Here is a 22,895-nt window from a genome sequence, read left to right as displayed (position 1 = left end):
GAGCGTAACGCTTCGGCCGGGACACGGCCCGGGCCCCGCTGCCCGTCGCTACCATCTGCCGGGTGAGCGCTGACGTACCGCTGCTGGACGATCTGATGCCCTGGGCCGTGGGGGGCCTGCGCCTGGGCCGGGACTGGGTGGCGGCACCCGATCCCGGCACGCTCCGCGCCCGCTGGACGGCCCTGACCGGCGCCGAAGGGGCGGAGCGGGAGCGCCTCTTCCGCCCGAGCCGGACCCGTACGCCGTCCGCCGGGGCGGCCGCCCTGCCCGGGCAGCGCTCGGCCACCGCCCGCTTCGCCGAGGCGCCCGGCCCCTTCCCCGATCCGGTACGGGTGCTCCGCGCGCCCTTCGACGAGCAGTGGCTGCTGCCCGACCAGCGGCTCATCGACTCCGCGCGCCCCGAGCTGTGGCGGGTCCGGGACGCCCGCCAGGTGTTCCTGCTGGAGGCCCCCGGCCTGCTGGCCACCGCGCACCTCCCGGCGGGCCGGCTCGGCCGGATCCGCCCGCTGCACCGGCGCCCGGGCGGGGCCGAGCCGAACCTCGCGCCGGGTCTGCTGCCCCTGCTGGGCGGGCGCCTCGGCGGCCGGGTCACGGCGGAGGACGTGCTGTGCTGGATCCTGGCCGCGGGCCGGCCGGGCCCCCGGGGGTACGAGGTCCCGCTCGCGGCCGACCCGGAGCACTGGCGGGCCGGCCTGGAGCTGGGCCGGCGGCTGCTGTCCGTCCAGCTGCGCGGGGCGCGCGGCGGGGAGCCGCCCCGGCTGCCCGGCGGGCGGCGGCCCTATGTCCGGGCGGCGGTCACGGGCTGGCCGGCGGGGCTCGGCCACGACCCGGAGACCGAGGCGCTGACGCTGGGCGACGGGGTCGTCTCCCCCGTCCCGGCGGGGGCCTGGGAGTACGAGGTCCAGGGCGTCCGGGTGCTCGAGGCGTGGTTCGCCGCCCGCTGCGCGCACCGGGATCCGCAGGCGCGGGGGCTGGAGGGGCTGGGGCCGGCCGAGTGGCCGCGGGCCTGGACCTCCGAGCTGCTCGCCCAGGTGACGACCCTGGCGCTGCTGGCGGATCTGGCGCCGGAGCGGGAAGCGTTCAGGCCCGGGCCGCCACTGCCGGCCGCGGAGCTGGAGGCCGCCGGGGTCCTGCCGCCGCCGCGCTGGGCCCGGCGGCCGGCTTCGGTGCTGGACCACCAGGAGGAGGGGCCGGGCGGGCAGTTCGCGCTGCTGTGACCGGGCGGGCACGGTGCCGGCCGGGGCGGGGCGTCCGCCCGGCCGGGGCGGGGCGTCCGCTCGGCCGGGGCCGGACGGGCGTCCGCTAGCCGGGGCCGGGGAAACATGACGGGCGTCGTGGGCGGCCGGCACCGCGGCGCCCACCTGCGAGTGCCCCCGGAGCAGCCCGCCGCACGACAGGCGCCCGCCGCACGGCGACTCTCCCGCACCCCTACGAGTGTCCTGATGGCGCCAGTGTTGTTGCACCCGGCATGAAGAAGATCATCACCATCGCCGCCCTCGCAGTGGCCGCGTCCGCCGGGGCCGCGCCCGCTCACGCCGACAACGACTCCGACTTCGGCGGCGGCGTCCACGCCGCCGACAGCCGGAACTTCACCGCTGCCGCCGTCTGTCTCCAGGAAGTGGCCGTCGCGCCCGCGCTGGGCGACTGGACCGGCGACCACACCGACAACTGCTCCAACGGCAACGTCATCGACCACTCCGGCCGTTAGCCGTCACATCTACGGGTGGTCGCCCGTTCGCGGCCGCCGCGCTCCGGAAGACAGCGAGGCGGGGAGCGCGGCGGCCCGCCGGGCGCCGCCCGCCCTCAGCCGGTCGGGGCAGGGAACGGAAAGCCCGGGCCGTCAGGGCGTGCCCCATGCCGTCAGGAGCCGCGACACCGTGCGGTCGAACACCTCCGTCATGTCCGTCCCGGCGGCGGTCACCGGCGTGCCCTCGGTGAGGGCCGCCGCCAGCCGCGGGTACTCCCCCGTCGCCAGCCGCGAGCCGAGCCAGGCCGCGCGTACGCCCGCCTCGGCGGCCTCGCTCCAGGGCAGCGAGCGGGCCCGTTCGGCCATGGCCAGCTCCCCCGCCACGAAGGTGGCCACCGAGCCGTTGATGGCCGCGATCAGCTCCAGCTTCTCGCTCCCGGGCACCTCCAGCGGCTCCAGGCAGGCCATGCTGTGCTCCAGGTACCGCAGGGCGTTGGGGCTGAAGCCGTAGACCGGGCTCAGCAGCCGGGGCACCCAGGGATGGCGGCGCATCACGCCCCGGGTCTGACGGGCCAGGGCGAGCAGGTCGGTCCGCCAGTCTCCGCTCGGCGGGGTGAGGTCGTACTCCGCGCTGACCGCGTCGACCATCAGCTCGTACAGGTCCTCCTTGCGGGGGACGTAGTTGTACAGGGACATCGTCCCGGCGCCGATCCCGGCCGCCACCCGCCGCATGGACACGGCCTCGATCCCCTCCGCGTCGGCGATCCGCACGGCTTCGGCCGCGATCGAGTCGCGGCTGTGCGCGGGCCGGGGTCCGCGGCCGGCCCGTTGCGGGCGGGCCCAGATCACTTCGGGTTCAGCGGGGCTCCGGCCGGCTGTCATCGGTCACATCACCTCGTCGTCGTCTCGGCCACCATCTTAGTTACGTACGGCGTACGTAGTGCGGTAGGGTGCGCCGCATGACAACTACGTACGCTGTACTGAGTGAGGGCCTGGAGAAGCACTACGGCGAAGTGCGCGCCCTGCGCGGCCTGGACCTGGCCGTGCCGGAGGGCACCGTCTGCGGAGTGCTGGGCCCCAACGGCGCGGGCAAGACCACCGCCGTGCGGATCCTCACCACCCTCACCGCGCCCACCGCCGGCCGCGCCCTGGTCGCGGGCCACGACGTCGCCGCCGACCCGGCCGCCGTACGCCGCGCCATCGGGGCCACCGGCCAGTACGCCTCGGTCGACGGGGACCTGACCGGCCGTGAGAACCTCCGGCTCTTCGCCCGCCTCGCCGGACTGCGGGGGCGGACCGCGCGGGAGCGCGCCGACGAGCTGCTGGAGCGCTTCTCCCTGGGCGAGGCCGCCGACCGGGTGGCCTCGACCTGGTCGGGCGGCATGAGGCGGCGCCTGGACCTGGCCGCCGGACTGGTCACCCACCCCCGGGTGCTGTTCCTCGACGAGCCCACCACCGGCCTGGACCCGGCCGCCCGCGAACAGATCTGGACGGCGGTACGCGACCTCGCCAACGGCGGCACCACCGTGCTGCTGACCACCCAGTACCTGGAGGAGGCCGACCGGCTCGCCGACGGCATCGTCGTCGTGGACCGGGGCCGCGCCGTCGCCACCGGCACCCCGGCCGCCCTCAAGGCCCGGATCGGCGCCTACGCCGAGGTCACCGTCGCCGCGCCTCCCGCCCTCGCGGGCGCGGCCGTGGTCCTCGACCAGCTCACCGGCGGCCGGCCCGCCCTGGACGGGGAGCGGCTCACCGTCGGGGTGACCGTGCTGGACGGCGGCCTCACCCTCCCCCGGATCATCCGGGAGCTCGACGCCGCCGGGATCCCGGTGACCGACGCGAGCCTGCGCCCGCCCACCCTCGACGAGGTGTTCCTGCGCCTCACCCGGACACCCCTCGCCCCCGCGGACGACAAGGAGCGCGCGGCATGACCACCCTGCTCCACGACGGCGGCGCCGTCCTCACCCGCCAGCTCCAGAAGGCCCGGCACGCCCCGGCCCTGCTGATCCTGACCCAGACCATGCCGATCATGATGCTGCTGTTCTTCGGCTACGTGTTCGGCAGCGCACTCGCCCTGCCCGGCGCGGACTACCGGGAGTTCCTGGTGCCCGGGATGCTCGCCGCGACCGCCGCGAACGGCCTGATGACCGGCATGTTCACCGCCGCGCAGGACGCCCACCGGGGGGTCATGGACCGTTTCCGGACCCTGCCGATGAGCCGGACCGCGGTCCCGCTGGGGCAGACCGCCGCCGACCTGCTGACCACGGCGGTGTCGATGGTGCCGCTGATGCTGGTGGGGCTGGCGATGGGCTGGCGGGTGGAGACGGGGTTGCCGGGCGCGCTGGGGGCGCTCGGGGTGCTGCTGCTGTTCCGCTTCGCCACCGCCTGGGTGGGCACGTACCTCGGGCTGGCGAGCCGCAGCGAGGAGGCCGCGGGCCAGCTGGGCAGCGCCACCTTCGTCCTGCCGATGCTGTCCAGCGCCTACCTGCCGACCGGCGGACTGCCCGGCTGGCTGCGGGCGGTCGCGGAGTGGAACCCGATCAGCGCCGTCGCCACCGCCGTCCGGGAGCTGTGCGGGAACACGGGCGGCGCGGCCGCCGCACCGGACGCCGCCTGGCCGGCCGCGCATCCGGTGGCGGTCGCGGTGCTGTGGTCGCTGCTGCTGCTGGTCCTCTTCGTACCGCCGGCCACGCGCCGGTTCGCGCGCGGCCGCGACTGACGGCCGGCGGGGCCGGGGCCCGGGGAGGGCGTCTCGGGGGCGGCACGGCGGCAGCCGCCCCGGGCATTGCGCACGCAACCGGGCATCGCGCCGCCCTCCCGGTCGGGGCACGGTGACAGACCCGGCATCCACCCGGTAGGCAGACCCCATGACTACCGAACCCCTCCCCCTGGCGGGTCTCACCGTCGTCGCCGTCGAACAGGCCGTCTCGGCCCCCTTCGCCACCCGCCAGCTCGCCGACCTCGGAGCCCGGGTGATCAAGGTCGAGCGGCCCGACGGCGGTGACTTCGCCCGCGCCTACGACACCGCCGCACAGGGCCTGGCCTCCCACTTCGTATGGGCCAACCGCGGCAAGGAGTCCCTCACGCTGGACCTGAAGGACCCGCGGGGGCTGGAGGTGCTGCACGCCCTGCTCGGCGGCGCGGACGTGTTCGTGCAGAACCTCGCCCACGGGGCCGCCGCCCGGCTGGGGATCGACGCGGCCGCGCTGTGCGCCCGCTACCCGCGCCTGGTCGCCGTGGACATCTCCGGCTACGGCGCGCAGGGCCCGTACGCCCACAAGCGCGCCTACGACATGCTGGTGCAGTGCGAGGCCGGGCTGGTCTCGGTGACCGGCACCCCGGAGCGGCCGGTGAAGGCGGGGATCCCGGCGGCGGACATCGCGGCCGCCATGTACGCCTTCTCGGGGGTGCTCGCCGCCCTGCTGCGCCGTGGGACCACCGGGCGCGGCGGACCCGTGGAGGTGTCGATGCTGGACGCGCTGGCGGAGTGGATGGGGCATCCGCTGCACCACACGATGCACGGCGGGGAGCAGCCCGTACGGACGGGCCTCGCGCACGCGGTGATCGCGCCGTACGACGCCTACGCGACGGCCGACGGGGACCGGGTTTTGCTGTCCGTGCAGAACGACCGGGAGTGGCGGCGCCTCGCCGTTCAGGTGCTGGACCGGCCGGACCTGGCCGAGGACCCGGCGTACGCGACGAACGCGGCCCGCACCCGGGGACGGGAGAAGACCGACGCGGTGGTGGCCGGGGCACTCGCCGCGCTCGGGGCGGACGAGGCCGTCGCACGGCTGGAGGCGGCCGGGATCGCCTGCGCGCGGCTCAACTCGGTGGAGCGGCTCGCCGCGCACCCGCAGCTCGCGGCACGCGACCGCTGGCGGGAGGTGGGTTCGCCGGCGGGCCCGCTGCGGGCACTGCTGCCGCCGATCGGGCTGCCGGGTGGTGGGGAACCGCGGATGGGGGCGGTTCCCGCGCTCGGCGAACACACCGACGCCTTGCTGCGCGCCCTGGGGATGACGGACGCGCAGATCACGGCACTGCGCCGGGACGGTGTGATCGCCTGAGGCCGGGGTGGCGCCGGGGGTTCCCGGAAAGCACCGGACGCGGGGACGGGGCCGGGGTGCAGCCGGTCGGGGTGCAGCCGGACGGGGGGCCGGCCGCACGGACGGTCAGGAGCGGCGGCTGCCGAAGAGCGTGCGCCGCAGCCTGCGCAGCGGTGCGAAGAGCGCGACGCGCGCACTCCTGCTCCGCTGGACGTGGGTGTGGTCCCGCGAGGTCAGCTCGCGCATCAGCAGGGTCGCCTCGGCGACCTCGTGGTGCGGGGCGGCGGGTCCGCCCAGCACGGCGAGGTGGCGGTCGAGGCGCGAGCTGACCGCGCTGCTGCCGCAGGTGATGGCAGGCACGCGGGGCGGCCTGCTGCGCATTGCTATCTGTTCCATGTCTCTCCCCACCCGTACGAGGGCACCCGGCCCGGGCAGGGTAACCCTATCGCCCCCGTAAGGCCCGCGGGTATCCCGGTGGTGTGAATTACCCCTGTAATTACGGGTAGTTGACGATTACTCAGCGGAGTCACCGGTCACTCTCCGTGCTAATGGGGCGACTTGCGGGGCGGTGCTCGGCGAACGGTGACAGTGCCGTCACGAGGGGCGCCGCCCGGCGGGTCCTGCGCTAACTTGGAGTGATCACCCGGTGACGCAGGGGGGTTCGCGTGGTGGAGAACGAAAGCGGGGACGCCGGGCGTGTCATCGCCGGGCGGTACCGTCTGCTCGGCGTGCTGGGGCGCGGCGGCATGGGCGTGGTGTGGCGGGCCCGTGACGAGGTGCTGGGCCGCGAGGTCGCCGTCAAGGAGGTGCGCGCTCCCGCCGGGCTGGACGGGGCCGAGGTCGAGCGCATGTACCGGCGGCTGGAGCGGGAGGCCTGGGCCGCCGCCCGCGTCTCGCACCGCGGGGTGGTCATGGTCTACGACGTCGCGAACGAGGAGGGCCGCCCGTGGATCGTGATGGAGCTGGTGCGCGGGCTCTCGCTGGCGGAGGTGCTGGAGGGCGAGGGCCCGATGAGCCCGCAGCGGGCCGCGCACATCGGCGAGCAGGTGCTGGCCGCGCTGCGTTCCGCCCACGACGCCGGGGTGCTGCACCGGGACGTGAAGCCCGCCAACGTCCTGGTCGCCAATGACGGACGGGTGGTGCTGACCGACTTCGGCATCGCCCGGCTGGAGGGCTCCGCATCGCTCACGATGACCGGCGAAGTGGTCGGGTCCCCCGAATTCCTGGCGCCGGAGCGGGCGTTGGGGAACGAGCCGGGCCCGGAGTCGGACCTGTGGTCGCTCGGGGTGATGCTCTACGCGGCCGTGGAGGGGGTGTCGCCCTTCCGGAAGGACACCCCGCTGTCCACGCTGCGGGCGGTGGTGGACTCGGAGTTGCCCCCGGCGCGCCGGGCCGGGCCTCTGGAGCCGGTACTGGAGGGGCTGCTGCGCAAGGACCCGGCCGCGCGGCTGCCCGCCGCGGAGGCCGCCCGGATGCTGCGGATCGTCGGCGCGGGCGGGGCCGTACGGGACTCCGGCGGCCCGGCGTCGGGGCCGGGCGCGCCGACGGCCACCGCGCGGGCCGGCCACGGCGCGGGGTACGGGCCGACCCCGCCGATGCCGCTGCCGATGCCGGTGCCGGTGAGCGGTCCGCGGGAACGGGAGCCGGAACGGGCGCAGGGGCGCGCCGGGGTGGTGCTGACCCTCGGGATCGTGGTGCTGCTGGCGGTGCTGGTCCTGCTGGGGTGGCTGCTGCTGCGGAACACCGGGAGCGGGAAGGGCTCCGGCGCCACCCCCTCGCCCTCGGCCTCGCCCCCGGCGTCCCCCTCGGTCTCCGCCTCCGCGTCGGCCTCCGCGTCCCCGTCCGCCACTGCCGCGCAGGGCGTCACCCTGTACGTCCACACCGTGCGCCCCTCGTACAGCGGGAGCTGCCCGCCGTCCGAGGTGGTCGCGCCCGCCTTCACCGGGACCATCGAGGTGGCCCGGACCCCGGCGGTGGTGGAGTACCGCTGGGTCAGGCGCGAGGGGGGCGGGGCGCCGGCCGACGGCTGGCAGGGCATCACGTACGAGGAAGGCGGAGCGCGCACCCGCCAGCTGAACCACACCGAGCCGGGCGACCCGGCCGGCGCGAGCGTCCACGACGCGGTCCGGCTGGAGGTGCGGGCACCGGCCCTGGCGGTGTCGGCCTGGCAGGAGTACGCCCTGACCTGCGAGGAGGAGACCCCGACGGGCGGGGCCTCCTCCCCCGGCTCGCCGGGGCCTTCCGGTTCGCCGGCCGTGACGCCCGGCCCGACGCCGACGCCCACGCCGACGCCTGCTCAGACGCCGGCTCCCGCACCGGGTACGGACGCCGGCCCGTAGGCCGCGGCCCCTCGGACCCACGGCCTACGGCCTATGAGCCGCGCCCTGCGGACCGGCCGTCAGGGCGTCGGTCCTCAGACGTTGCCCGAGAAGACGGGCAGGTAGCCGCCGGACTGCCCGGCGGCGGTCGGGTGGTACGACTCGCCGATGTTGGCCCAGTTGACGCTGTGCAGCCAGGGACTGCCGGAGCAGATCTCGTGCCCGGTGAAGGCTCCGACGACCGAGGCGAAGGTGTAGCCGTGGTCGGCGGCGCGTTTGGCGATGGCGGCGTTGAGGTGGTCCGCCGCGCCGTTGATGGCGGTGCGTTCCCCCTCGGTGAGACCCGCGACGCAGGTGCCGTTCAGCTTGTAGAAGCGGGGGTAGCCGAGGACGACGACCCTGGCGGCGGGGGCGCGGCCGCTGATGGCGTTGTAGACCTGGTCGAGCTGGCCGGGGAGGGTGGTGTCGACGTACCGCTTGGCCTCGTTGACCCGGCTGACGCAGGTGGACTCGGATTGCAGGACACAGGTCGTCATCACGTCGGAGAACCCGGCGTCGTTGCCGCCGACGGTGATGCTGACCAGGTCGGTGCCGGAGTTGAGCGGGGCGAGCTGGTTGGCGAGGACGTCACCGGTGCGGGCGCCTGAGCACGCGGTGAAGGAGAAGGTCTGCGGGGAATGGGCGGCGGCCCACAGGGCCGGGTAGGCGCGGGTGGTGCGTTTGCAGCTGCCGCTGGAGCTGTCGTAGTTGCCGGCGCCGACGCCGGAGGAGTACGAGTCGCCGAGGGCGACGTAGCCGAAGTCGGCCTCGGCGGCTGCCGCCTGGCCGGCGCCGAACAGGGCGGCGCCCGCGGCGAGTAACAGGGAGGAGGTCAGGGCAGCGAAACGCGACATTCTCTTGCTCATGTGGGTGCGGCTCCTTGTGGGGGGTTACTCCTGAGTCCGTGGTACTAGGAGCCGGCGCTGTCTGGAAGTGTCCATGCCAAGAATGTTCGGAGTGGGATTCGGGTGGGCGCGTGGCCGGAATCTTCACGCGCGAACGGGTTTGAAAAGGGAACCCGAGCACCCGATCCGGCGAAACACGGGTGCACGGGGACAGTTCGTGCCGGATCATGGGCGCCATGCCAGCAGACCCGCATGACGCGCTGCCGATCCGGCTCCATGTCGACGACAGCGACTCGCCGTCGGACGTCGTCGACGCACTGTTCCTCGGCCGGTTCGCGACCGGCGAGCAGCCGTACGCGCAGAGCGTGACGATCGAGCGGGTGAAGGCGGAAGCCACCCTGCTGCCCCCGCGCGCCACCGTGCTCCGCGCGGCGCGCGACACCGACCGCAGCGCCACCCTCGCCGAGGGCGAGGGCTGGACCGTACTGGTCTCCCGCTGGAGCCGGGGTGCCGACGTGACCGTGACGGCGGTCAGCGACGAGCTCGCGCAGAAGGTGCTCGGCGAGGCCACGGAGGGGGCGCGGGACGAGCCCGAACCCCAGCCGGAGAACGTCACGATGGGCTTCTGGTACGTCTCCCCGCGCCGCGGCCCGTACCGCACGACCCGGCAGATCTCCGCGGGCACCTGGGCGGAGGTGCGGCCGAACTACACGGCGCCGGTGGCCACGGCGATGGACCGGCTGATGAAGGTCACCCCGGACGACATCGCGGGCCGGCTGCTCCTGCTCCACGGCCCGCCGGGCACCGGCAAGACCTCGGCGCTGCGCACGCTGGCGCGGTCGTGGCGGGACTGGTGCCAGGTCGACTGCGTACTGGACCCGGAACGGCTGTTCAACGACGTCGGCTACCTCATGGACATCGCCATCGGCGAGGACGAGGGCACGGCCAAGGGCCGGTGGCGGCTGCTGCTGCTGGAGGACTGCGACGAGCTGATCCGCGGCGAGGCCCGGCACACGGCGGGGCAGGCGCTGTCCCGGCTGCTGAACCTGACGGACGGTCTGCTGGGGCAGGGCCGCAACGTCCTGGTCGGCGTCACGACCAACGAGGACCTCGAACGCCTGCACCCGGCCGTGGTCCGCCCGGGGCGGTGCCTGGCCCGCATCGAGGTCGGCCGGCTGACCCACGGGGAGGCGGTCGACTGGCTCGGTACGGACGAGGGCGTCTCCCGCGAGGGCGCCACCCTGGCCGAACTCTTCGCCCTGCGGCGGGGAACGGGCCCCGCCGCCGTACTGCCGGCGCAGCCTTCGTCGGAGGCCGGCCTCTACCTCTGATCCCGCGTACTGCGGCGGAGCGGGTCAGGAAGCGCCGTAGCGGGCGCGGAGGGCTTCGGTGGCGGCGGCGAGGGCCTCGGCCTCCGTGAGGCCCAGGCGGTGGGCGCGGTCCGCGAAGGCCTGCGCGGCGGCGGCCGCCTCCCGGGAGGAGCCCTCCGCCGCCGCGACGAACGTCCCGTTGCGGCCCCGCGTCTCGATCACCCCGTCGGACTCCAGCGCCCGGTAGGCCTTCGCGACGGTGTTCGCGGCCAGCCCCAGCTCCTCCGCCAGCCCCCGCACCGTCGGCAGTTTGTAGCCCGCCGGCAGTTCCCCCGACCGGGCCCGGTCGGCGATCTGCGCGCGCAGCTGTTCGTACGGGGCGGCCGAACCGGCCGAGCCGTCGATCCTGATCCTGAGGTTGGTCGAGGTCACATCGCCGATTGTCCCCCACGCCCGGCGTCCGCCGGATAATTGGCGGGCGTCGCGGGCGCTCCGCCCGTAACGTCCGCCCCATGACCATCCACGTCCGTGACATCCGCCCCGACGACGTGCGGGACGCCGAGGCCGTCGTACGGCTCCGCCGCGCGGCCCTGCCCTACCTGATCACCACTGCGGCCGGCGTGGCCCATGAACTGGCGTCCGCCCTCCCGGGGAAGCACTGCCGCCTGCTGCTCGCCGAGACCCCGGACGGCCGTCCCGTCGGCACGGCCGAGACCGGCCTCGCGTACGACGGACCGGGCCCAGGGCCGTCGTACGCGAACGTCTACGTCGACCCCGCGCACCAGGGCCTCGGCGCCGGGTCCGCGCTGCTGCGCACGGCCGAGAAGCACCTCGCGGCGCGGGGCGCGGCGGACGTGTACGCCTGGGTGCTGGACGAGCCCGCCCACCGGGGTTTCGCCGAGCGCCGCGGCTACCGCCCCAGCCGCTCCGCGCACTTCCTGCGCCTCGACCTGGCGGCCGGCTCCCTTCCCCCGCTGCCCCGGGAGCTGCCCGCCGGGGTGGAGCTGCGCCCCGGTTCGGCCTTCGCCGCCGACCCCCGCCCGCTGTACGAGGCCGACGTCGAGGCCAGCGCCGACGAGCCGGGCGACGTACCGGCGGACCTGGACGACTACGGGGACTGGCTGGACGGCGTCTGGCGCCAGCCGACCCTCGACCACGAGCTGACGACGGTCGTCCTCGTCGACGGAGCGGTGGCGGCCTTCACCGCCGCGCGGACGGACGGCGCGACCCGCTACTCCTCGGCGATGACCGGCACCCTGCGGGCCTTCCGCGGCCGCGGGCTGGCCAAGCTCGCCAAGACCGACTCGCTGCACCGGGCCAGGGCGGCCGGGTACACCGAGGCCTTCACCGGCAACGACGCCGGGAACGGCCCGATGCTCGCGGTCAACTCCTGGTTCGGGTACGAGATCTGCGCGACCGAGACGCGCCACGCGAAGAAGCTGGGAGCACCTCAGTGACCACGTCCTGGACCGTGACCCTCACCAAGGCCGGCCGCACCAAGATCAGCTATCCGGCGGAGCAGGTGGCCGACGACGGGGACCGGATCTCGGTGCGCGCCCCCTGGGCGGCCGAGGGGGTGAAGGACTTCGGGTTCGTCCGCTTCGAGCCCGGTGACGTGTTCGTGGAGCACTTCTGGCGGACGCGGTGGTACGCCGTCAAGGAGGTGCGGACCGGGCAGGGCGTCCTCAAGGGCTGGTACTGCGACGTGACGCGCCCGGCCCTGATCCGCGGGGGCGAGATCGTGGTCGAGGACCTGGACCTGGACCTGTGGGTGCCGGCGGACCGGTCGGAGGTGCTGCGCCTGGACGAGGACGAGTTCGCGGACAGCGGGCTCACCAGGAGCGACCCGGAGGCGGCGGCCCGGGCCGTGCGGGCGCTGGACGCCCTGGAGGAGCAGGCCCGGACCCCGGAGGGTCTGCCGGGGCTCCTCGCCTGACCGCGGCGCGGTCCTCGACCGCCGTTTCCTGAGGGGCTTCTTACCCCTGCCTTAAGCGGATCCTAAGGATCCCTCCCAGCGGCCCGAACCGGGCGGAACCCGTAGTCGGGAGGGCTAGCTTGGCCGGGCCAGGACAGGAAGGGCCGCTGTGCGCCGCCGGGGGGCGGCGCACAGAAGCCCGATTCCGGTTCCTCCTGCGCTCCCCCGCCTCGCGCCCGAAGGAGATCCGCCCATGCCCGCACGCCCTGCCCGCAGCACCGCCCGCACCGCCGCCCGTACCGCCGCCCGTACGGCCGTCCGTACCGCCGCCGCCGGCCTGGTCCCGCTCGCGGTGGCCGCGTACGCCGCCGTGCCCGCGGCGGCGCACGGTTCGATGACGGACCCGGTCAGCCGGGTGGCGGCGTGCTACGCGGAGGGTCCGGAGGCCCCGAAGTCGGCGGCGTGCAGGGCGGCCGTGGCGGCGGCCGGGCCGCAGGCGTTCTACGACTGGAACGGGGTGAACATCGCCGACGCGGGCGGCCGGAGCAGGTCGCTGATCCCGGACGGGCAGCTGTGCTCGGCGGGCAACGCCAAGTACAAGGGGCTGGACCTGGCGCGGGCGGACTGGCCGGCCACCCCGATGGCGTCCGGCGCGCACACCTTCCGCTACAAGGGGACCGCCCCCCACAGGGGCTCCTTCGAGCTGTACGTGACGAAGGACGGCTACGACCCGTCCAAGCCCCTGAAGTGGTCCGACCTGGAGCCCGCGCCGTTCGCGAAGGCCACCGATCCCGGGATGCAGAACGGCGACTACGTCTTCAGCGGCACGGTCCCGAAGAAGACCGGCCGCCACCTGATCTACAGCGTCTGGCAGCGTTCGGACAGCCCGGAGGCCTTCTACACCTGCTCGGACGTGGTCTTCGGCAAGGACGGCGGCGGCAAGCAAGACCCCGCCCCCGGCACCCGGCCCGGCACCGCCCAGCCCAGCACCCGGCCCAGCGGTTCAGCCGGCACCGGCACCGCCGCCAAGCCGGCCGAGCCGGTCGAGCCGCCCAAGGCGCCGACGGACCGGCAGATCTCCGACGGCGCGGGGAAGTCCACGATCGAGCACCACGGCCACGGCGACAACGACCCGACGACGAACGGCCGGAGCGCCCCGTCCCCGATCGCCGCCTCCCCGGCCGCCGCGGCGCCCGCACCGGCCGGCGGCCCCGGCGGGGGCCTCGCCGAGACCGGTGGCAGCGCCGCGACCCCGGTGATCGCGATCGCCGGGGCCGGGGTGCTGGCCGTCGGTGCGGCCGTGCTGTTCGGTCTGGCCCGCCGCCGGGCGGCCGGGGGCGCCTCCCGGCGGTAGCCGCGAGAGGGCCGGCACGGCCGCCGGCGGGTGCCGGGCGGACCGCCGGCGCCTCGGACTCAGTCGAAGACCGAGGCGCAGGTGGTCCGTTCGGCGTGGGCGGGGTCGAGGGCGTTGAGCACCTCGTGCCAGGCGATCCGGTCGGTGAGGCCGATGGTCACGTGCTCCGAGAGGTCCAGTGCGCACAGGTCCTGGAGTACGACGTTGCGTACGTCCGGCCCGTCGAGGAAGGCGCTCCGGTACGGGGTGACCACCTGGTCGTACCGGGTGGCGATGACGGTGTACTTCACACCGGGGACGGTGTCGCCGCCCTCGTTCAGCTTCTGCTGGAAGGCGGAGCCGGCGATCTGGTCGGCGAGCCCGGGGGTGGCGGTGCTGATCAGGTGCTCGGCCCCGGGGAAGTACGGCAGGAGCTGGGTGAGCCCGGACAGGGTGGTGCCGTGGTTGTCCGGGGCGAGACCGACGAGGGCGTTGACCTTGGCGGCGCCGCCGAGGAACTTGAGGTAGTAGCGGGGCATCATGCCGCCCTGGGAGTGGCCGACGAGGTCGGCCTCGGCCGCGCCGGTGGAGGCGAGGACCTTGTCGACGAAGGCGTCGAGCTGGCCGGCGGACTTCTCGATGGGGCCGAGCCCGTTGAAGAAGGGCACGCCGGGCAGCTGGCCGTAGTCGAGGGAGTAGACGCAGTAGCCGCGGTGGACCAGGTAGGGGGCGAAGCCGAGCCAGTTGTCGACGGAGTTCCCGAAGGTGCCGTGGACGAGGACGACGGGGCGGGGATGGGCCGCGGACGGCTTGCAGGACCAGTTGTTCCAGCCGCTGCTGGGGGCGGAAGCGGCCTGGGCCGCGCCGGTGGGGGCGATCAGGGCGGCGGCGGTGAGGGCGAGGACGGCCAGCGGGCGGAGCAGGCGTCTCCAGGGCAGCATCGTGTGACCTCCATGGGGGGACCGCCCAGCGGTGGCGGGGGGCGGGTCAAGGGGAAAGACGTGGGGATTCGTCCCGTGATCCGGATCACAAGGGGCTGCTGTGGCCAAATTACGTTCCAGTAGCGGGACTTGGAAGTTACGCGTCGGTAAAAACTGGTGTGTCGAGCCCTCCTCCAGTACCGCTCAGGAACAATGGACGCCCCTGACAACGGACTTGAGGTGATCGCGGCCATGCCGAAGACCCCCGGCGCCGGTACCGCCCTGGCCACCCCGCCCGGCCTGGCGGCCGACCCCCTGGTCGCCGCCGTCACGGAGGCCGCCGTACGCGTCCTGGCCCCGGAGGCCGAGCGGACCGCCGTGAGCGGGGTGCCGCGCACGCATCTGGACGCGCTCGCCTCCGCCGGCGCGTACGGGCTGGTCGGATACGAACCGGATGCCGCGGCCGGGCCCACCGCCCGTCAGGTGGTCCGGGAGGTGCACGAGGTGCTGGCGGCGGTGGACCCGTCGACCTGGTTCGTGTGGACCCAGCACGTCCCGCTGGCCAAGGCCCTGCACCAGGCGGCCGGTCCGGCGGGGGCCGCCCTGCGCGAGAGCCAGCTGCCGGACCTCGCGCGCGGAAGGGTGCGCGCCACCGCGGGCTTCGCCTTCCTGCGCCATCCGGACCCGCCCGTGACGGCCCGGCGGGTCCCGGGCGGGTGGCGGCTCGACGGACGGATGCCGTGGGTGACGGGGTGGGACCTGGCCGACACCGTGTTCACCGGCGCCGCCGGCCCGTCCGGCGAGGCGGTGCTCGCCCTGGTCGACCGCACCGACGGCGGTCTGAGCGCCGTCGCGGGAGCCCCGCTGTGGGCGATGGACGGCACCCACACCGCCACCGTCGAGCTGCGCGACGTGCGCGTACCCGACGACCGGGTGGTCGGCCTGCTGCCGAGGGCCGACTGGATCCGGGCCTACGACCTGGAGAACGCCGACGCGCAGCCGGCCGTCTTCGGCCACCTGCGCGCCACCGCCGACTTCCTCCTCCGGTCACCCTCGTACGAGGGGCTGGGCCTGCGCCTCGCCGAGCGCGCCGCCCGGCTGCGCGCCGAGGCCTACGCCCTGCGCGACGAGGTCCCGCGCGGCGAGCGCACCGGGGACCGCCTCACCCTCCGGGCCGCCGTCCTGGACCTGGCCGTACGGGCGGCGGCGACCTGTGTGGCGGTGGCGGGCGGCCGGGCGATCCAGTACGGGCACACCGCCGGCCGGCTCTCCCGCGAGGCCCAGTTCCACCTGATCCAGGCCCAGACCACCCCGCTGCGCGCGGAGACGGCCCGGCTGATGCTGGACGGCGTCTGACGGGGCGCGGGACGCGACCGAGGCGGGGCGGACCGTGCCCGGGCCGAAGCGGGCGTTGGCGCGGTCGATGGCGGCCTCCACCGTGAGGCGGGACTCGCGGACCGGGTCCAGCGTGAGCTGGCGGGTCACGCCCTCGGCGCCCGTGAGGTCCTCCGCGCGCAGCACCATGCCGGTCAGCCGGGCCCGTTGCAGGCCGGCCGCGTCCATCAGGCGGTAGGCGAGGGTGCGCAGGTCCTCGTCGTGGGCGGAGGGCTCCGCCAGCCGCCGGGACTTCTCCCACCGGGTGCCGCCCGCGAACTGCAGGGTCAGGGAAAGGGACCGGGCCGCCTGGCGGCGTCCGCGCAGGGTGGCGCCGAGCCGGACCACGAGGCCGAGCAGCGCGGCCCGGGCGTGCGGGCCGTCCAGCTCCTGGCGGGTGAAGCCGGTCCGGACGGCGGCCGAGGAGGGCAGGTCGCGCGGGGTGACCGGGCGCGGGTCGATGCCGCGGGCGCGCTCGGCGGCGAGCCGGCCGGCCCGTTTGCCGAGGATGCGCTCGACGACCCCGGGCGGGACGTGGGTGAGCGCCCCGACGGTGTGCAGCCCGTACCGGCGCAGCGCCTCGGCCTGCCGGGGGCCGAGCCCGTGCAGCGCCTCCACCGGGAGGGGGTCCAGGAAGCCGGCCACCGCCTCCTCGGGCACGGCCAGGATCCCGCCCGGTCCCGGGACGCGGGCGGAGGCCATGGCCGCCACCGCCCAGGTGGCGGCGACCCCGATCCGGACGTCCGTGCCCAGCCGGGCCACCGCGCGCAGCCGGATCACCTCGGCGATGCGGGCGGAGTCGGCGCCGAAGTACCGCTGCGCGCCCCGGACCTGGACCAGCGCGGCCCGCGGCGGCAGGGCCTGGACCAGCGGGGAGAACTCGCGCAGCAGCTCCAGCACCTCGCGGTAGCCCTCCCCGGACAGGGCGGGGGCGCAGCGGACGTGGAGGACGCCGGCGGTGGCGCCCGCGCCGGTCATCCCGCGCTCCCCGGGCTGGAGTGCCACAGCTTGCGGCCCGTCGCGGCGCGGTCGCCGGGCGGCTGGAGGTCGGCCCAGGGGTTCATCTCGTAGCCGGTCGGGAGGTGGATGCGGCGGGTGGTTCCCCCAGTGCCCGCGGCGCCCGCGCCGCCCCCCGCGGCCAGGGGTTCGGCGAGCCGGGCGGTGACCGCCTCCAGGCCGCTGCGGCCGCGCAGTTCCACCAGCTCGGCGAGGTCCCACGCGGCGGCGCCGACCACGCTCAGGCTCTGCGGGCCGCGCCGCTGCACGACTCCCCGTACGAGCAGCAGGAAGGAGTGGAAGACGGTGTGCGCGCAGGCCTCCTGGCTGTCGTCGAAGAAGGCCAGGTCGACCAGGCCGGTGCCGTCGTCGAGGGTGGTGAAGATGACGCGGCGGCCGGAGCGGACCGGCGGCGTCTGGGTGGCCGCCTTGGCGCCCGCGACCAGTACGGTCCGCCCGTGCCCGGTGTCCCTCAGCCGGGCGGCCGGGGTCACGCCCAGCTCGGCGAGGAAGGCGTGGTGGTCGCCCATCAGGTGGCGGGAGGTGTCCATGCCGAGGACGCCCAGCTCGGCGCTGAGCCGCTCGGCGTCGGTCAGGTCGGGCAGCCCGACGGAGGCGGTGGACCGGCCGCCGCCGAGGGGCAGTTGGGCCGCGCCGCGGATTCCGCCCCGGGCTCCCGCCGCACGCTGGGCGCCGTGCAGTTCCGTCAGGTGCAGCAACAGGTCACGGCGGTTGCTGCCGAACGCGTCCAACGCCCCGACCTGCGCCAGCCGTTCGGCGACCGGGCGGCTGGGGTGGGCGCGGTCCCAGAAGTCGCGCAGGGAGGCGTACGGCTGTCCGGCCTCGATCCGGCGGGCCTCGGCCTCGCTGATGCCGTGGACGTCGGCCAGGGCGAGCCGCAGCCCCCACCGTTCCCGCTCCGGCCGGCCCGGGTCATCGGACACCAGTTCGATGCGGTGGGCGACCGCCGAGCGGTTCACGTCCAGCGGCAGCACCGGCACGCCCCGCCGCCGGGCGTCCGCCAGCAGCAGCCGCTTCGGGTACATCCCGGGGTCGTGGGTGAGCAGCCCGGCGTAGAAGGCCGCCGGGTGGTGGGCCTTCAGCCAGGCCGACTGGTAGGTGGGCACGGCGAAGGCCACGGCGTGCGCCTTGCAGAAGCCGTAACTGCCGAAGGCCTCGACGATCTCCCAGGTCCGGGCGATCACCTCGGGCGGGTAGCCCCGCCCGGCGGCCGCCGCCGCGAACCAGGCCTTGATCCGGCCCTGGGAGTCCGGGTCGGAGAGTCCGCGCCGCACCCGGTCGGCCTCGTCCCGCCCGCAGCCGGTCATGACGTGCACGATCTCGATGACCTGCTCGTGGAAGACCACCACCCCGTACGTCTCGCGCAGCGCGTCGGCCAGGTCCGGGTGCGGGAAGCGGACCGGGGCCCGCCCGTGCCGGGCCTCGATGAAGGGCCGCACCATGTCGGCGGCGACCGGGCCGGGCCGGAAGAGGGAGATGTCGACGACCAGGTCGTGGAAGGCGGCCGGCTGGAGCCGGCCCACCAGGTCGCGCTGTCCGGGGGACTCGATCTGGAAGCAGCCCAGCGTCTCGGCGGAGCGGATCAGTTCGTACGTCGGCCCGTCGCCCGGGGGCACCTGCGCGGGGTCGTCGAGGTCGAGGTCGAGGCCCGTCGCCCGCCGCAGCTCCGTGACCGCGTGCGCCATCGCGGACTGCATGCGCACGCCCAGCACGTCGAGTTTGAGCAGCCCGAGGTCTTCCACGTCGTCCTTGTCGAACGGGGACATGGGGAAGCCCTCGCCGCTGGTGGGCACCACCGGGGTACGGGCGAGCAGCGAGGCGTCGGAGAGCAGCACCCCGCACGGGTGCATGGCGATCCCGCGCGGCAGCGCGTCCAGCGCCTCGACCAGGTCCCACAGCCGCCCGTGCTCCTCCTCCCGCACCTCGCGCAGTTCGGGCAGTTCGGCCAGGGCGGCCCGGGCGTCGCGGGCCCGGATGTGCGGGAAGGCCTTGGCGAGCCGGTCGACGGCGGCCGGGTCCATGGACAGGGCGGCGCCGACGTCGCGGATGGCGTGGCGGACCCGGTAGGTCTCGGGCATGGCGACGGTGGCGACGCGCTCGGCGCCGAAGCGGCCGATGATCCGGCGGTAGACCTCCAGCCGGCGGGCGGACTCCACGTCGATGTCGATGTCGGGCAGCACCCGCCGGCGCTTGGACAGGAAGCGCTCCATCAGCAGCCCGTGCTCGACGGGGTCGGCGTGCGCGATGCCGAGGAGGTGGTTGACGAGGGAGCCCGCGCCGGAGCCGCGGGCGGCCACCCGGATGCCCATGTCGCGCACGTCGTCCACGACCTGGGCGACCGTCAGGAAGTACGAGGCGTAGCCGTGGTGGGCGATGACGTCGAGCTCCTCCTCCATCCGGTCCCAGTACTCCCGCCGGCCGGCGTAGCCGCGCAGCACCATGCCGGCCGAGGCGCGGGAGGCGAGCACCCGCTGGGCGGTGCGGTGGGCGGCGCCGACGAGGCGGGCCTCGGGGAAGTGCACGGAGCCGATGCCGAGGTCGTCCTCGGGGTCCACGGAGCAGGACTCGGCGGTCTCCCGGGTCCGGGCGAGCAGCCGGCGGGCGTCGGCGGGGCGCAGCCCGGCCGCCTCGGCGATCCGTTCGGCGGTCACGGCCATGGCGGCGGGATCCTTGAGCCACCGCTCGCCGGCGTCGAGGGTGGTGCGGGGGCCGATGGGGACGAGCCGGCGGGCCGCGTCGAGGACGTCCGCGACGGGGCCCTGGCCCGGGTCGGCGTACCGGACGGCGTTGGTCAGTACGGCCGTGACGCCCTGCTCGGCGGCGAAGCCGACGGTACGGGCGGCCAGGCGCAGCGAGCCGGGGCCGGTGCCGGTGCGGCCGTGGTGGACGGCCTCCAGGCGCAGGGCGTCGCCGTAGACCTCCCGCCACGGCGCGAGCAGCCGCGCGGCCCGGTCGGGGCGTCCGGCGGCGAGCGCCCGGCCCACCTCGGAGCCGGGCCCGAGCAGTGCGAACACCCCGTCGCCGCGCAGGGCCTCCCAGGGCAGCAGGGGCTGCGCCCGCCCGGCCGGGGCGGGCAGGGCCAGGCCGGAGGCACCCGCGGCGGCGTCCGGGCCGACGAGCCCGCCCGCCCCGGAGACGGCGGCGTCCGCGCCGGAACCGGGGCCCGGGCCGACGCCCCCGGCCCCGGCCCCCTCCTCCCGTCCGACCGGGACGGCGGCATGGGCGGCGGTGACCATCCGGCACAGCTCCGCCCATCCGGCGGCCCCGTCCCGGGCCAGGAAGACCGCGCGCGGGGCGGACTCGTCCACGAAGGCCCCGCCCCTGACGGGCGTACGCCTGCGGTACGAGACCTCCCCGGCGGCGCCGTCCGGCGGCCCGCCGGGCGCCCCCGCGGGGGACACGGCCAGGTCCACCCCGAACAGCGGGCGGATCCCCGCCCCGGCGGCCGCCTTCGCGAACCGCACCGCGCCCGCGAGGGTGTCGCGGTCGGTGAGGGCGAGGGCGTCCATGCCGCGCTCGACGGCGCGTTCCGCCAACTGCTCCGGGTGCGAAGCTCCGTACCGCATGGAGAACCCCGAAACGGTGTGCAGATGCGTGAACCCGGGCACCCGCGGCCTCCTGCTTCGCTCGACCTTCGACCTCCCCCTTCTCCACCATAGAGCAATTCGAATATCCGTGCGAAACAGTTGTTCGATCATCCATTCGGGCCGCCCCTGCTGCGCGGGACCCCGCGCGCGCCCAGCGTGGGAGCCATGACCCAGCCCGCCATGAGCAGCCCCGAAGAACCGTCCGCCGGTTTCCTCGCCGAGATCAAGGACGCCGTGAGCGTCCGGGCAGCCCTGCTGGTCGTGGGGGTGCTGGCCCTCCAGCTGGCCTTCATCACCTCGTACATCGGGGCCTTCCACCACCCGCGGCCCAGCCGGATCCCGATCGCGGTGGCCGCCCCCGCCGGACCGGTCGCCGAACAGACCGCGAAGCGGCTCGACGCCCTGCCCGGCGGACCGCTCGACCCCCGCGCCGTCAAGGACGAGGCGACGGCGCTCGCCCAGATCCGCAACCGGGACGTGGACGGCGCGCTGGTCGTCGACCCGTCCGGCACCACCGACCGGCTGCTGGTCGCGAGCGGCTCCGGGGCCTCGCTCTCCCAGGCCTTGGAGGAGATCGTCGGCCGGGCCGAGAAGGCCCGGGGCCGTACCCTCCGGGTCGTCGACGTGGCCCCCGCCGACCGGGGCGACAGCCGCGGCCTGAGCTCCTTCTACCTCGTCGTCGGCTGGTGCGTGGGCGGCTACCTGTGCGCCGCGATCCTCGCGATCAGCGCCGGCGCCCGGCCCGCCAACCTCCACCGCGCGGTCATCCGGCTCGGGGCGCTGCTCCTGTACTCGGTCACCGCCGGGCTGCTCGGCGCGGTGATCGCGGGCCCGGTGCTGGGCGCCCTGCCCGGCTCGGTCCCGGCCCTGTGGGGGCTGGGCACCCTGGTCGTCCTCGCGGTCGGCGCGCTCACCCTGGCCTTCCAGGGGGTGGCGGGCGTGGTCGGCATCGGCCTGGCCATCCTGGTGGTCGTGGTCCTCGGCAACCCGAGCGCGGGCGGCGCCTACCCGTATCCGCTGCTGCCGCCGTTCTGGCGGGACATCGGCCCGGCCCTGCCGCCGGGTGCCGGTACGTACGCCGCGCGCTCCATCGCGTACTTCAAGGGCAACGGCGCGGCCGCCCCCATGCTGGTGCTGGCCGCGTGGGCGGTGGCCGGCTCCGTGATCACCATGGCCTGCGCGGTCACGCGCCGCGGCCGCCCGGGAGCGGCGGTGGGCAGCGGCCTCCCCGACGACGCCCCGTCCGTCCCCCGCTTCGCGGGCGGGGCGGCGGAGCCCGCCGAGCGCCCCCGGCCGTGACCGCCTCCCCCTCACCGCTGACGCCGCCGCGCCGCCGCGAGCCCTCCCCGACGGCTCGCACGGGAATTCCCCTCCGAGTGCGCCCTACCGCACTCCCCCACCGGGGAGCACAATCGGCCTGACCACCCGCGTCGGACGTGAGGGAGGGAGCGCGTGCGCAAAGTGGTGCGCACCGCGGACGGCCGCGCCCTGATGGCGGAACGCTGGGGCGACCCGGACGGCAAGCCCGTCCTCCTGCTCCACGGGATGCCCGGCAGCAGGCTCGGCCCGGCGCCCCGCGGCATGGTGCTCTACCAGCGGCGGATGCAGCTCATCGCCTACGACCGGCCCGGCTACGGCGGCTCCGAACGACACCCGGGCCGCAGCGTCGCCGACGTGGCCGAGGACGTGGCCGCCATCGCCGACGCCTTCGGGCTGGACACCTTCGCCGTGGCCGGCCGCTCGGGCGGCGCCCCCGGCGCCCTGGCCTGCGCCGCCCTGCTGCCGGATCGGGTCACGCGGACCGCCGCCCTGGTCCCGATCGCCCCCAGGGACGCGGAGGACCTGGACTGGTTCGCCGGAATGGCCGCCTCGAACGTACGCGAGTACACCACCGCCACCGACGACCCCGAGGAGCTGGCGGCCCGGCTGATCCCGCGCGCCGCCGGTATCGCCAGGGACCCCGGCCGGCTCCTGGACGAACTGCGCCGGGAGCTGACCGCCAGCGACCGCATGATCGTCTCGGACGCCGGTCTGCGGTCGATGCTGCTGCGCAACTACCGTGAAGGAGTGCGCACTTCGGCGTACGGCTGGATCGACGACATCCTCGCCTTCAGCAGCCCCTGGGGCTTCGACCCCGCCGACATCCGCTGCCCCGTACTGCTCTGGCACGGGGAGCTCGACGTCTTCTCCCCCGTGGGCCACTCCCGCTGGCTGGCCCGCCGCATCCCCGGCGCCACCACCGCCATCGATCCCTCCGCCGCCCACTTCGCGGCCCTGCGCGCGCTGCCCGGCGTACTCAACTGGCTGCTGCGCGAGCCCCTGGGAGAACAGCAGCCCGCCTAGGCCCTGTCGCCAAAGTAGCGCCGGTCAGGCCCGCGGCGGCCGGTGCCGTGCATCGCAAGGCGGAGGGGCGCCCGAGTACTGGACGTACTCGGGCGCCCCGACAACGCGGCGAGGTGCGGTGCCGGGGGCCGCGGGCCAGGCGGGACTTTGACGACAGGGCCTAG

The 22,895-nt window shown here is 75.6% G+C and carries 19 protein-coding genes; 12 read left to right on the top strand and 7 right to left on the bottom strand.

Annotated features, from left to right (window positions below; all coding sequences use genetic code 11):
- Window positions 1-95 precede the first annotated feature (95 nt).
- Together ACZ51S_RS23265 and ACZ51S_RS23260 are read left to right on the top strand one after the other, a co-directional pair.
- Window positions 96-1,217 (top strand): type ISP restriction/modification enzyme, encoded by a 1,122-nt coding sequence (locus ACZ51S_RS23265; RefSeq protein ID WP_468961967.1) that lies wholly within the window; start codon window positions 96-98, stop codon window positions 1,215-1,217.
- 251 nt (window positions 1,218-1,468) lie between these two features.
- Window positions 1,469-1,708 (top strand): hypothetical protein, encoded by a 240-nt coding sequence (locus ACZ51S_RS23260; RefSeq protein ID WP_468803042.1) that lies wholly within the window; start codon window positions 1,469-1,471, stop codon window positions 1,706-1,708.
- A gap of 132 nt (window positions 1,709-1,840) precedes the next feature.
- Here ACZ51S_RS23260 and ACZ51S_RS23255 read toward each other — a convergent pair whose 3' ends face one another.
- A complete protein-coding gene (locus tag ACZ51S_RS23255; protein ID WP_468476461.1) occupies window positions 1,841-2,569 on the bottom strand; it encodes a TetR/AcrR family transcriptional regulator in 729 nt (242 codons plus the stop codon).
- A 77-nt stretch (window positions 2,570-2,646) separates the two neighbouring features.
- On the opposite strand from ACZ51S_RS23255, the gene ACZ51S_RS23250 reads away from it, so the two are divergent.
- The 3 genes from ACZ51S_RS23250 to ACZ51S_RS23240 all read left to right on the top strand — a co-directional run bounded on the left by ACZ51S_RS23250 (window position 2,647) and on the right by ACZ51S_RS23240 (window position 5,751).
- Window positions 2,647-3,618, top strand: a complete 972-nt coding sequence (locus ACZ51S_RS23250) for an ATP-binding cassette domain-containing protein (RefSeq protein WP_468803043.1) — start codon at window positions 2,647-2,649, stop codon at window positions 3,616-3,618.
- Window positions 3,615-4,406 (top strand): ABC transporter permease, encoded by a 792-nt coding sequence (locus ACZ51S_RS23245; protein ID WP_468961875.1) that lies wholly within the window; start codon window positions 3,615-3,617, stop codon window positions 4,404-4,406. Before ACZ51S_RS23250 ends, ACZ51S_RS23245 begins: the two co-directional genes overlap by 4 nt.
- Before the next feature lie 148 nt (window positions 4,407-4,554).
- The gene (locus ACZ51S_RS23240) at window positions 4,555-5,751 is read left to right on the top strand and encodes a CaiB/BaiF CoA transferase family protein (protein ID WP_468476463.1); all 1,197 of its coding nucleotides are present in this window, start codon (window positions 4,555-4,557) and stop codon (window positions 5,749-5,751) included.
- A 105-nt stretch (window positions 5,752-5,856) separates the two neighbouring features.
- On the opposite strand, the gene ACZ51S_RS23235 is transcribed toward ACZ51S_RS23240, so the two are convergent.
- Window positions 5,857-6,126 carry a hypothetical protein gene (locus ACZ51S_RS23235; protein WP_351885882.1) on the bottom strand — a complete coding sequence of 90 codons (270 nt, stop codon included), beginning with the start codon at window positions 6,124-6,126 and terminating at the stop codon, window positions 5,857-5,859.
- Window positions 6,127-6,398: 272 nt separating this feature from the next.
- Between ACZ51S_RS23235 and ACZ51S_RS23230 the strand changes: the two genes are divergently transcribed.
- Window positions 6,399-8,069, top strand: a complete 1,671-nt coding sequence (locus ACZ51S_RS23230; protein WP_468803126.1) for a serine/threonine-protein kinase — start codon at window positions 6,399-6,401, stop codon at window positions 8,067-8,069.
- Between the two features lie 74 nt (window positions 8,070-8,143).
- On the opposite strand, the gene ACZ51S_RS23225 is transcribed toward ACZ51S_RS23230, so the two are convergent.
- Window positions 8,144-8,953 (bottom strand): SGNH/GDSL hydrolase family protein, encoded by an 810-nt coding sequence (locus tag ACZ51S_RS23225; protein ID WP_468476464.1) that lies wholly within the window; start codon window positions 8,951-8,953, stop codon window positions 8,144-8,146.
- Window positions 8,954-9,159: 206 nt separating this feature from the next.
- Here ACZ51S_RS23225 and ACZ51S_RS23220 point away from each other — a divergent pair, with 206 nt between their 5' ends.
- On the top strand, window positions 9,160-10,263 hold the full coding sequence (locus ACZ51S_RS23220) for a DUF5925 domain-containing protein (RefSeq protein WP_388943430.1): 1,104 nt from the start codon (window positions 9,160-9,162) through the stop codon (window positions 10,261-10,263).
- Between the two features lie 24 nt (window positions 10,264-10,287).
- On the opposite strand, the gene ACZ51S_RS23215 is transcribed toward ACZ51S_RS23220, so the two are convergent.
- Window positions 10,288-10,674 carry a GntR family transcriptional regulator gene (locus ACZ51S_RS23215; protein WP_388943427.1) on the bottom strand — a complete coding sequence of 129 codons (387 nt, stop codon included), beginning with the start codon at window positions 10,672-10,674 and terminating at the stop codon, window positions 10,288-10,290.
- A gap of 80 nt (window positions 10,675-10,754) precedes the next feature.
- On the opposite strand from ACZ51S_RS23215, the gene ACZ51S_RS23210 reads away from it, so the two are divergent.
- The 3 genes from ACZ51S_RS23210 to ACZ51S_RS23200 all read left to right on the top strand — a co-directional run bounded on the left by ACZ51S_RS23210 (window position 10,755) and on the right by ACZ51S_RS23200 (window position 13,511).
- Window positions 10,755-11,699 (top strand): GNAT family N-acetyltransferase, encoded by a 945-nt coding sequence (locus ACZ51S_RS23210; RefSeq protein ID WP_468961872.1) that lies wholly within the window; start codon window positions 10,755-10,757, stop codon window positions 11,697-11,699.
- Window positions 11,696-12,178 (top strand): ribonuclease FAU-1 family protein, encoded by a 483-nt coding sequence (locus ACZ51S_RS23205; protein ID WP_468887567.1) that lies wholly within the window; start codon window positions 11,696-11,698, stop codon window positions 12,176-12,178. The genes ACZ51S_RS23210 and ACZ51S_RS23205 overlap by 4 nt, the downstream gene beginning before the upstream one ends.
- Before the next feature lie 232 nt (window positions 12,179-12,410).
- A complete protein-coding gene (locus tag ACZ51S_RS23200) occupies window positions 12,411-13,511 on the top strand; it encodes a lytic polysaccharide monooxygenase (protein WP_468476469.1) in 1,101 nt (366 codons plus the stop codon).
- Between the two features lie 59 nt (window positions 13,512-13,570).
- Here ACZ51S_RS23200 and ACZ51S_RS23195 read toward each other — a convergent pair whose 3' ends face one another.
- The 3 genes from ACZ51S_RS23195 to ACZ51S_RS23185 form a co-directional block, all read right to left on the bottom strand.
- On the bottom strand, window positions 13,571-14,431 hold the full coding sequence (locus ACZ51S_RS23195; RefSeq protein WP_468803046.1) for an esterase/lipase family protein: 861 nt from the start codon (window positions 14,429-14,431) through the stop codon (window positions 13,571-13,573).
- Window positions 14,432-15,457: 1,026 nt separating this feature from the next.
- A complete protein-coding gene (locus ACZ51S_RS23190) occupies window positions 15,458-16,762 on the bottom strand; it encodes a DNA polymerase Y family protein (protein ID WP_468476471.1) in 1,305 nt (434 codons plus the stop codon).
- Window positions 16,759-20,409, bottom strand: coding sequence for a DNA polymerase III subunit alpha (locus tag ACZ51S_RS23185; RefSeq protein WP_468961870.1), 3,651 nt, complete (start codon window positions 20,407-20,409; stop codon window positions 16,759-16,761). The genes ACZ51S_RS23190 and ACZ51S_RS23185 overlap by 4 nt, the downstream gene beginning before the upstream one ends.
- Before the next feature lie 144 nt (window positions 20,410-20,553).
- Here ACZ51S_RS23185 and ACZ51S_RS23180 point away from each other — a divergent pair, with 144 nt between their 5' ends.
- Window positions 20,554-21,687 carry a DUF3533 domain-containing protein gene (locus ACZ51S_RS23180; RefSeq protein WP_468961868.1) on the top strand — a complete coding sequence of 378 codons (1,134 nt, stop codon included), beginning with the start codon at window positions 20,554-20,556 and terminating at the stop codon, window positions 21,685-21,687.
- A gap of 192 nt (window positions 21,688-21,879) precedes the next feature.
- Window positions 21,880-22,731 carry an alpha/beta fold hydrolase gene (locus ACZ51S_RS23175; RefSeq protein WP_468476516.1) on the top strand — a complete coding sequence of 284 codons (852 nt, stop codon included), beginning with the start codon at window positions 21,880-21,882 and terminating at the stop codon, window positions 22,729-22,731.
- The last annotated feature ends 164 nt before the right edge of the window (window positions 22,732-22,895 follow it).

The organism is Streptomyces sp. NPDC034043 (assembly GCF_055575675.1).
This window is presented reverse-complemented; position numbering and strand designations above follow the sequence as displayed.

Excerpts from the sequence above, each read along its gene's own strand:
- ACZ51S_RS23250 (WP_468803043.1), top strand. The coding sequence starts at position 2,647 with ATGACAACTACGTACGCTGTACTGAGTGAGGGCCTGGAGAAGCACTAC.
- ACZ51S_RS23195 (WP_468803046.1), bottom strand. The coding sequence starts at position 14,431 with ATGCTGCCCTGGAGACGCCTGCTCCGCCCGCTGGCCGTCCTCGCCCTC.
- ACZ51S_RS23225 (WP_468476464.1), bottom strand. The coding sequence starts at position 8,953 with ATGAGCAAGAGAATGTCGCGTTTCGCTGCCCTGACCTCCTCCCTGTTA.
- ACZ51S_RS23240 (WP_468476463.1), top strand. The coding sequence starts at position 4,555 with ATGACTACCGAACCCCTCCCCCTGGCGGGTCTCACCGTCGTCGCCGTC.
- ACZ51S_RS23175 (WP_468476516.1), top strand. The coding sequence starts at position 21,880 with ATGGCGGAACGCTGGGGCGACCCGGACGGCAAGCCCGTCCTCCTGCTC.
- ACZ51S_RS23190 (WP_468476471.1), bottom strand. The coding sequence starts at position 16,762 with ATGACCGGCGCGGGCGCCACCGCCGGCGTCCTCCACGTCCGCTGCGCC.
- ACZ51S_RS23210 (WP_468961872.1), top strand. The coding sequence starts at position 10,755 with ATGACCATCCACGTCCGTGACATCCGCCCCGACGACGTGCGGGACGCC.
- ACZ51S_RS23220 (WP_388943430.1), top strand. The coding sequence starts at position 9,160 with ATGGGCGCCATGCCAGCAGACCCGCATGACGCGCTGCCGATCCGGCTC.
- ACZ51S_RS23200 (WP_468476469.1), top strand. The coding sequence starts at position 12,411 with ATGCCCGCACGCCCTGCCCGCAGCACCGCCCGCACCGCCGCCCGTACC.
- ACZ51S_RS23255 (WP_468476461.1), bottom strand. The coding sequence starts at position 2,569 with ATGACAGCCGGCCGGAGCCCCGCTGAACCCGAAGTGATCTGGGCCCGC.
- ACZ51S_RS23180 (WP_468961868.1), top strand. The coding sequence starts at position 20,554 with ATGACCCAGCCCGCCATGAGCAGCCCCGAAGAACCGTCCGCCGGTTTC.
- ACZ51S_RS23260 (WP_468803042.1), top strand. The coding sequence starts at position 1,469 with ATGAAGAAGATCATCACCATCGCCGCCCTCGCAGTGGCCGCGTCCGCC.
- ACZ51S_RS23265 (WP_468961967.1), top strand. The coding sequence starts at position 96 with ATGCCCTGGGCCGTGGGGGGCCTGCGCCTGGGCCGGGACTGGGTGGCG.
- ACZ51S_RS23245 (WP_468961875.1), top strand. The coding sequence starts at position 3,615 with ATGACCACCCTGCTCCACGACGGCGGCGCCGTCCTCACCCGCCAGCTC.
- ACZ51S_RS23235 (WP_351885882.1), bottom strand. The coding sequence starts at position 6,126 with ATGGAACAGATAGCAATGCGCAGCAGGCCGCCCCGCGTGCCTGCCATC.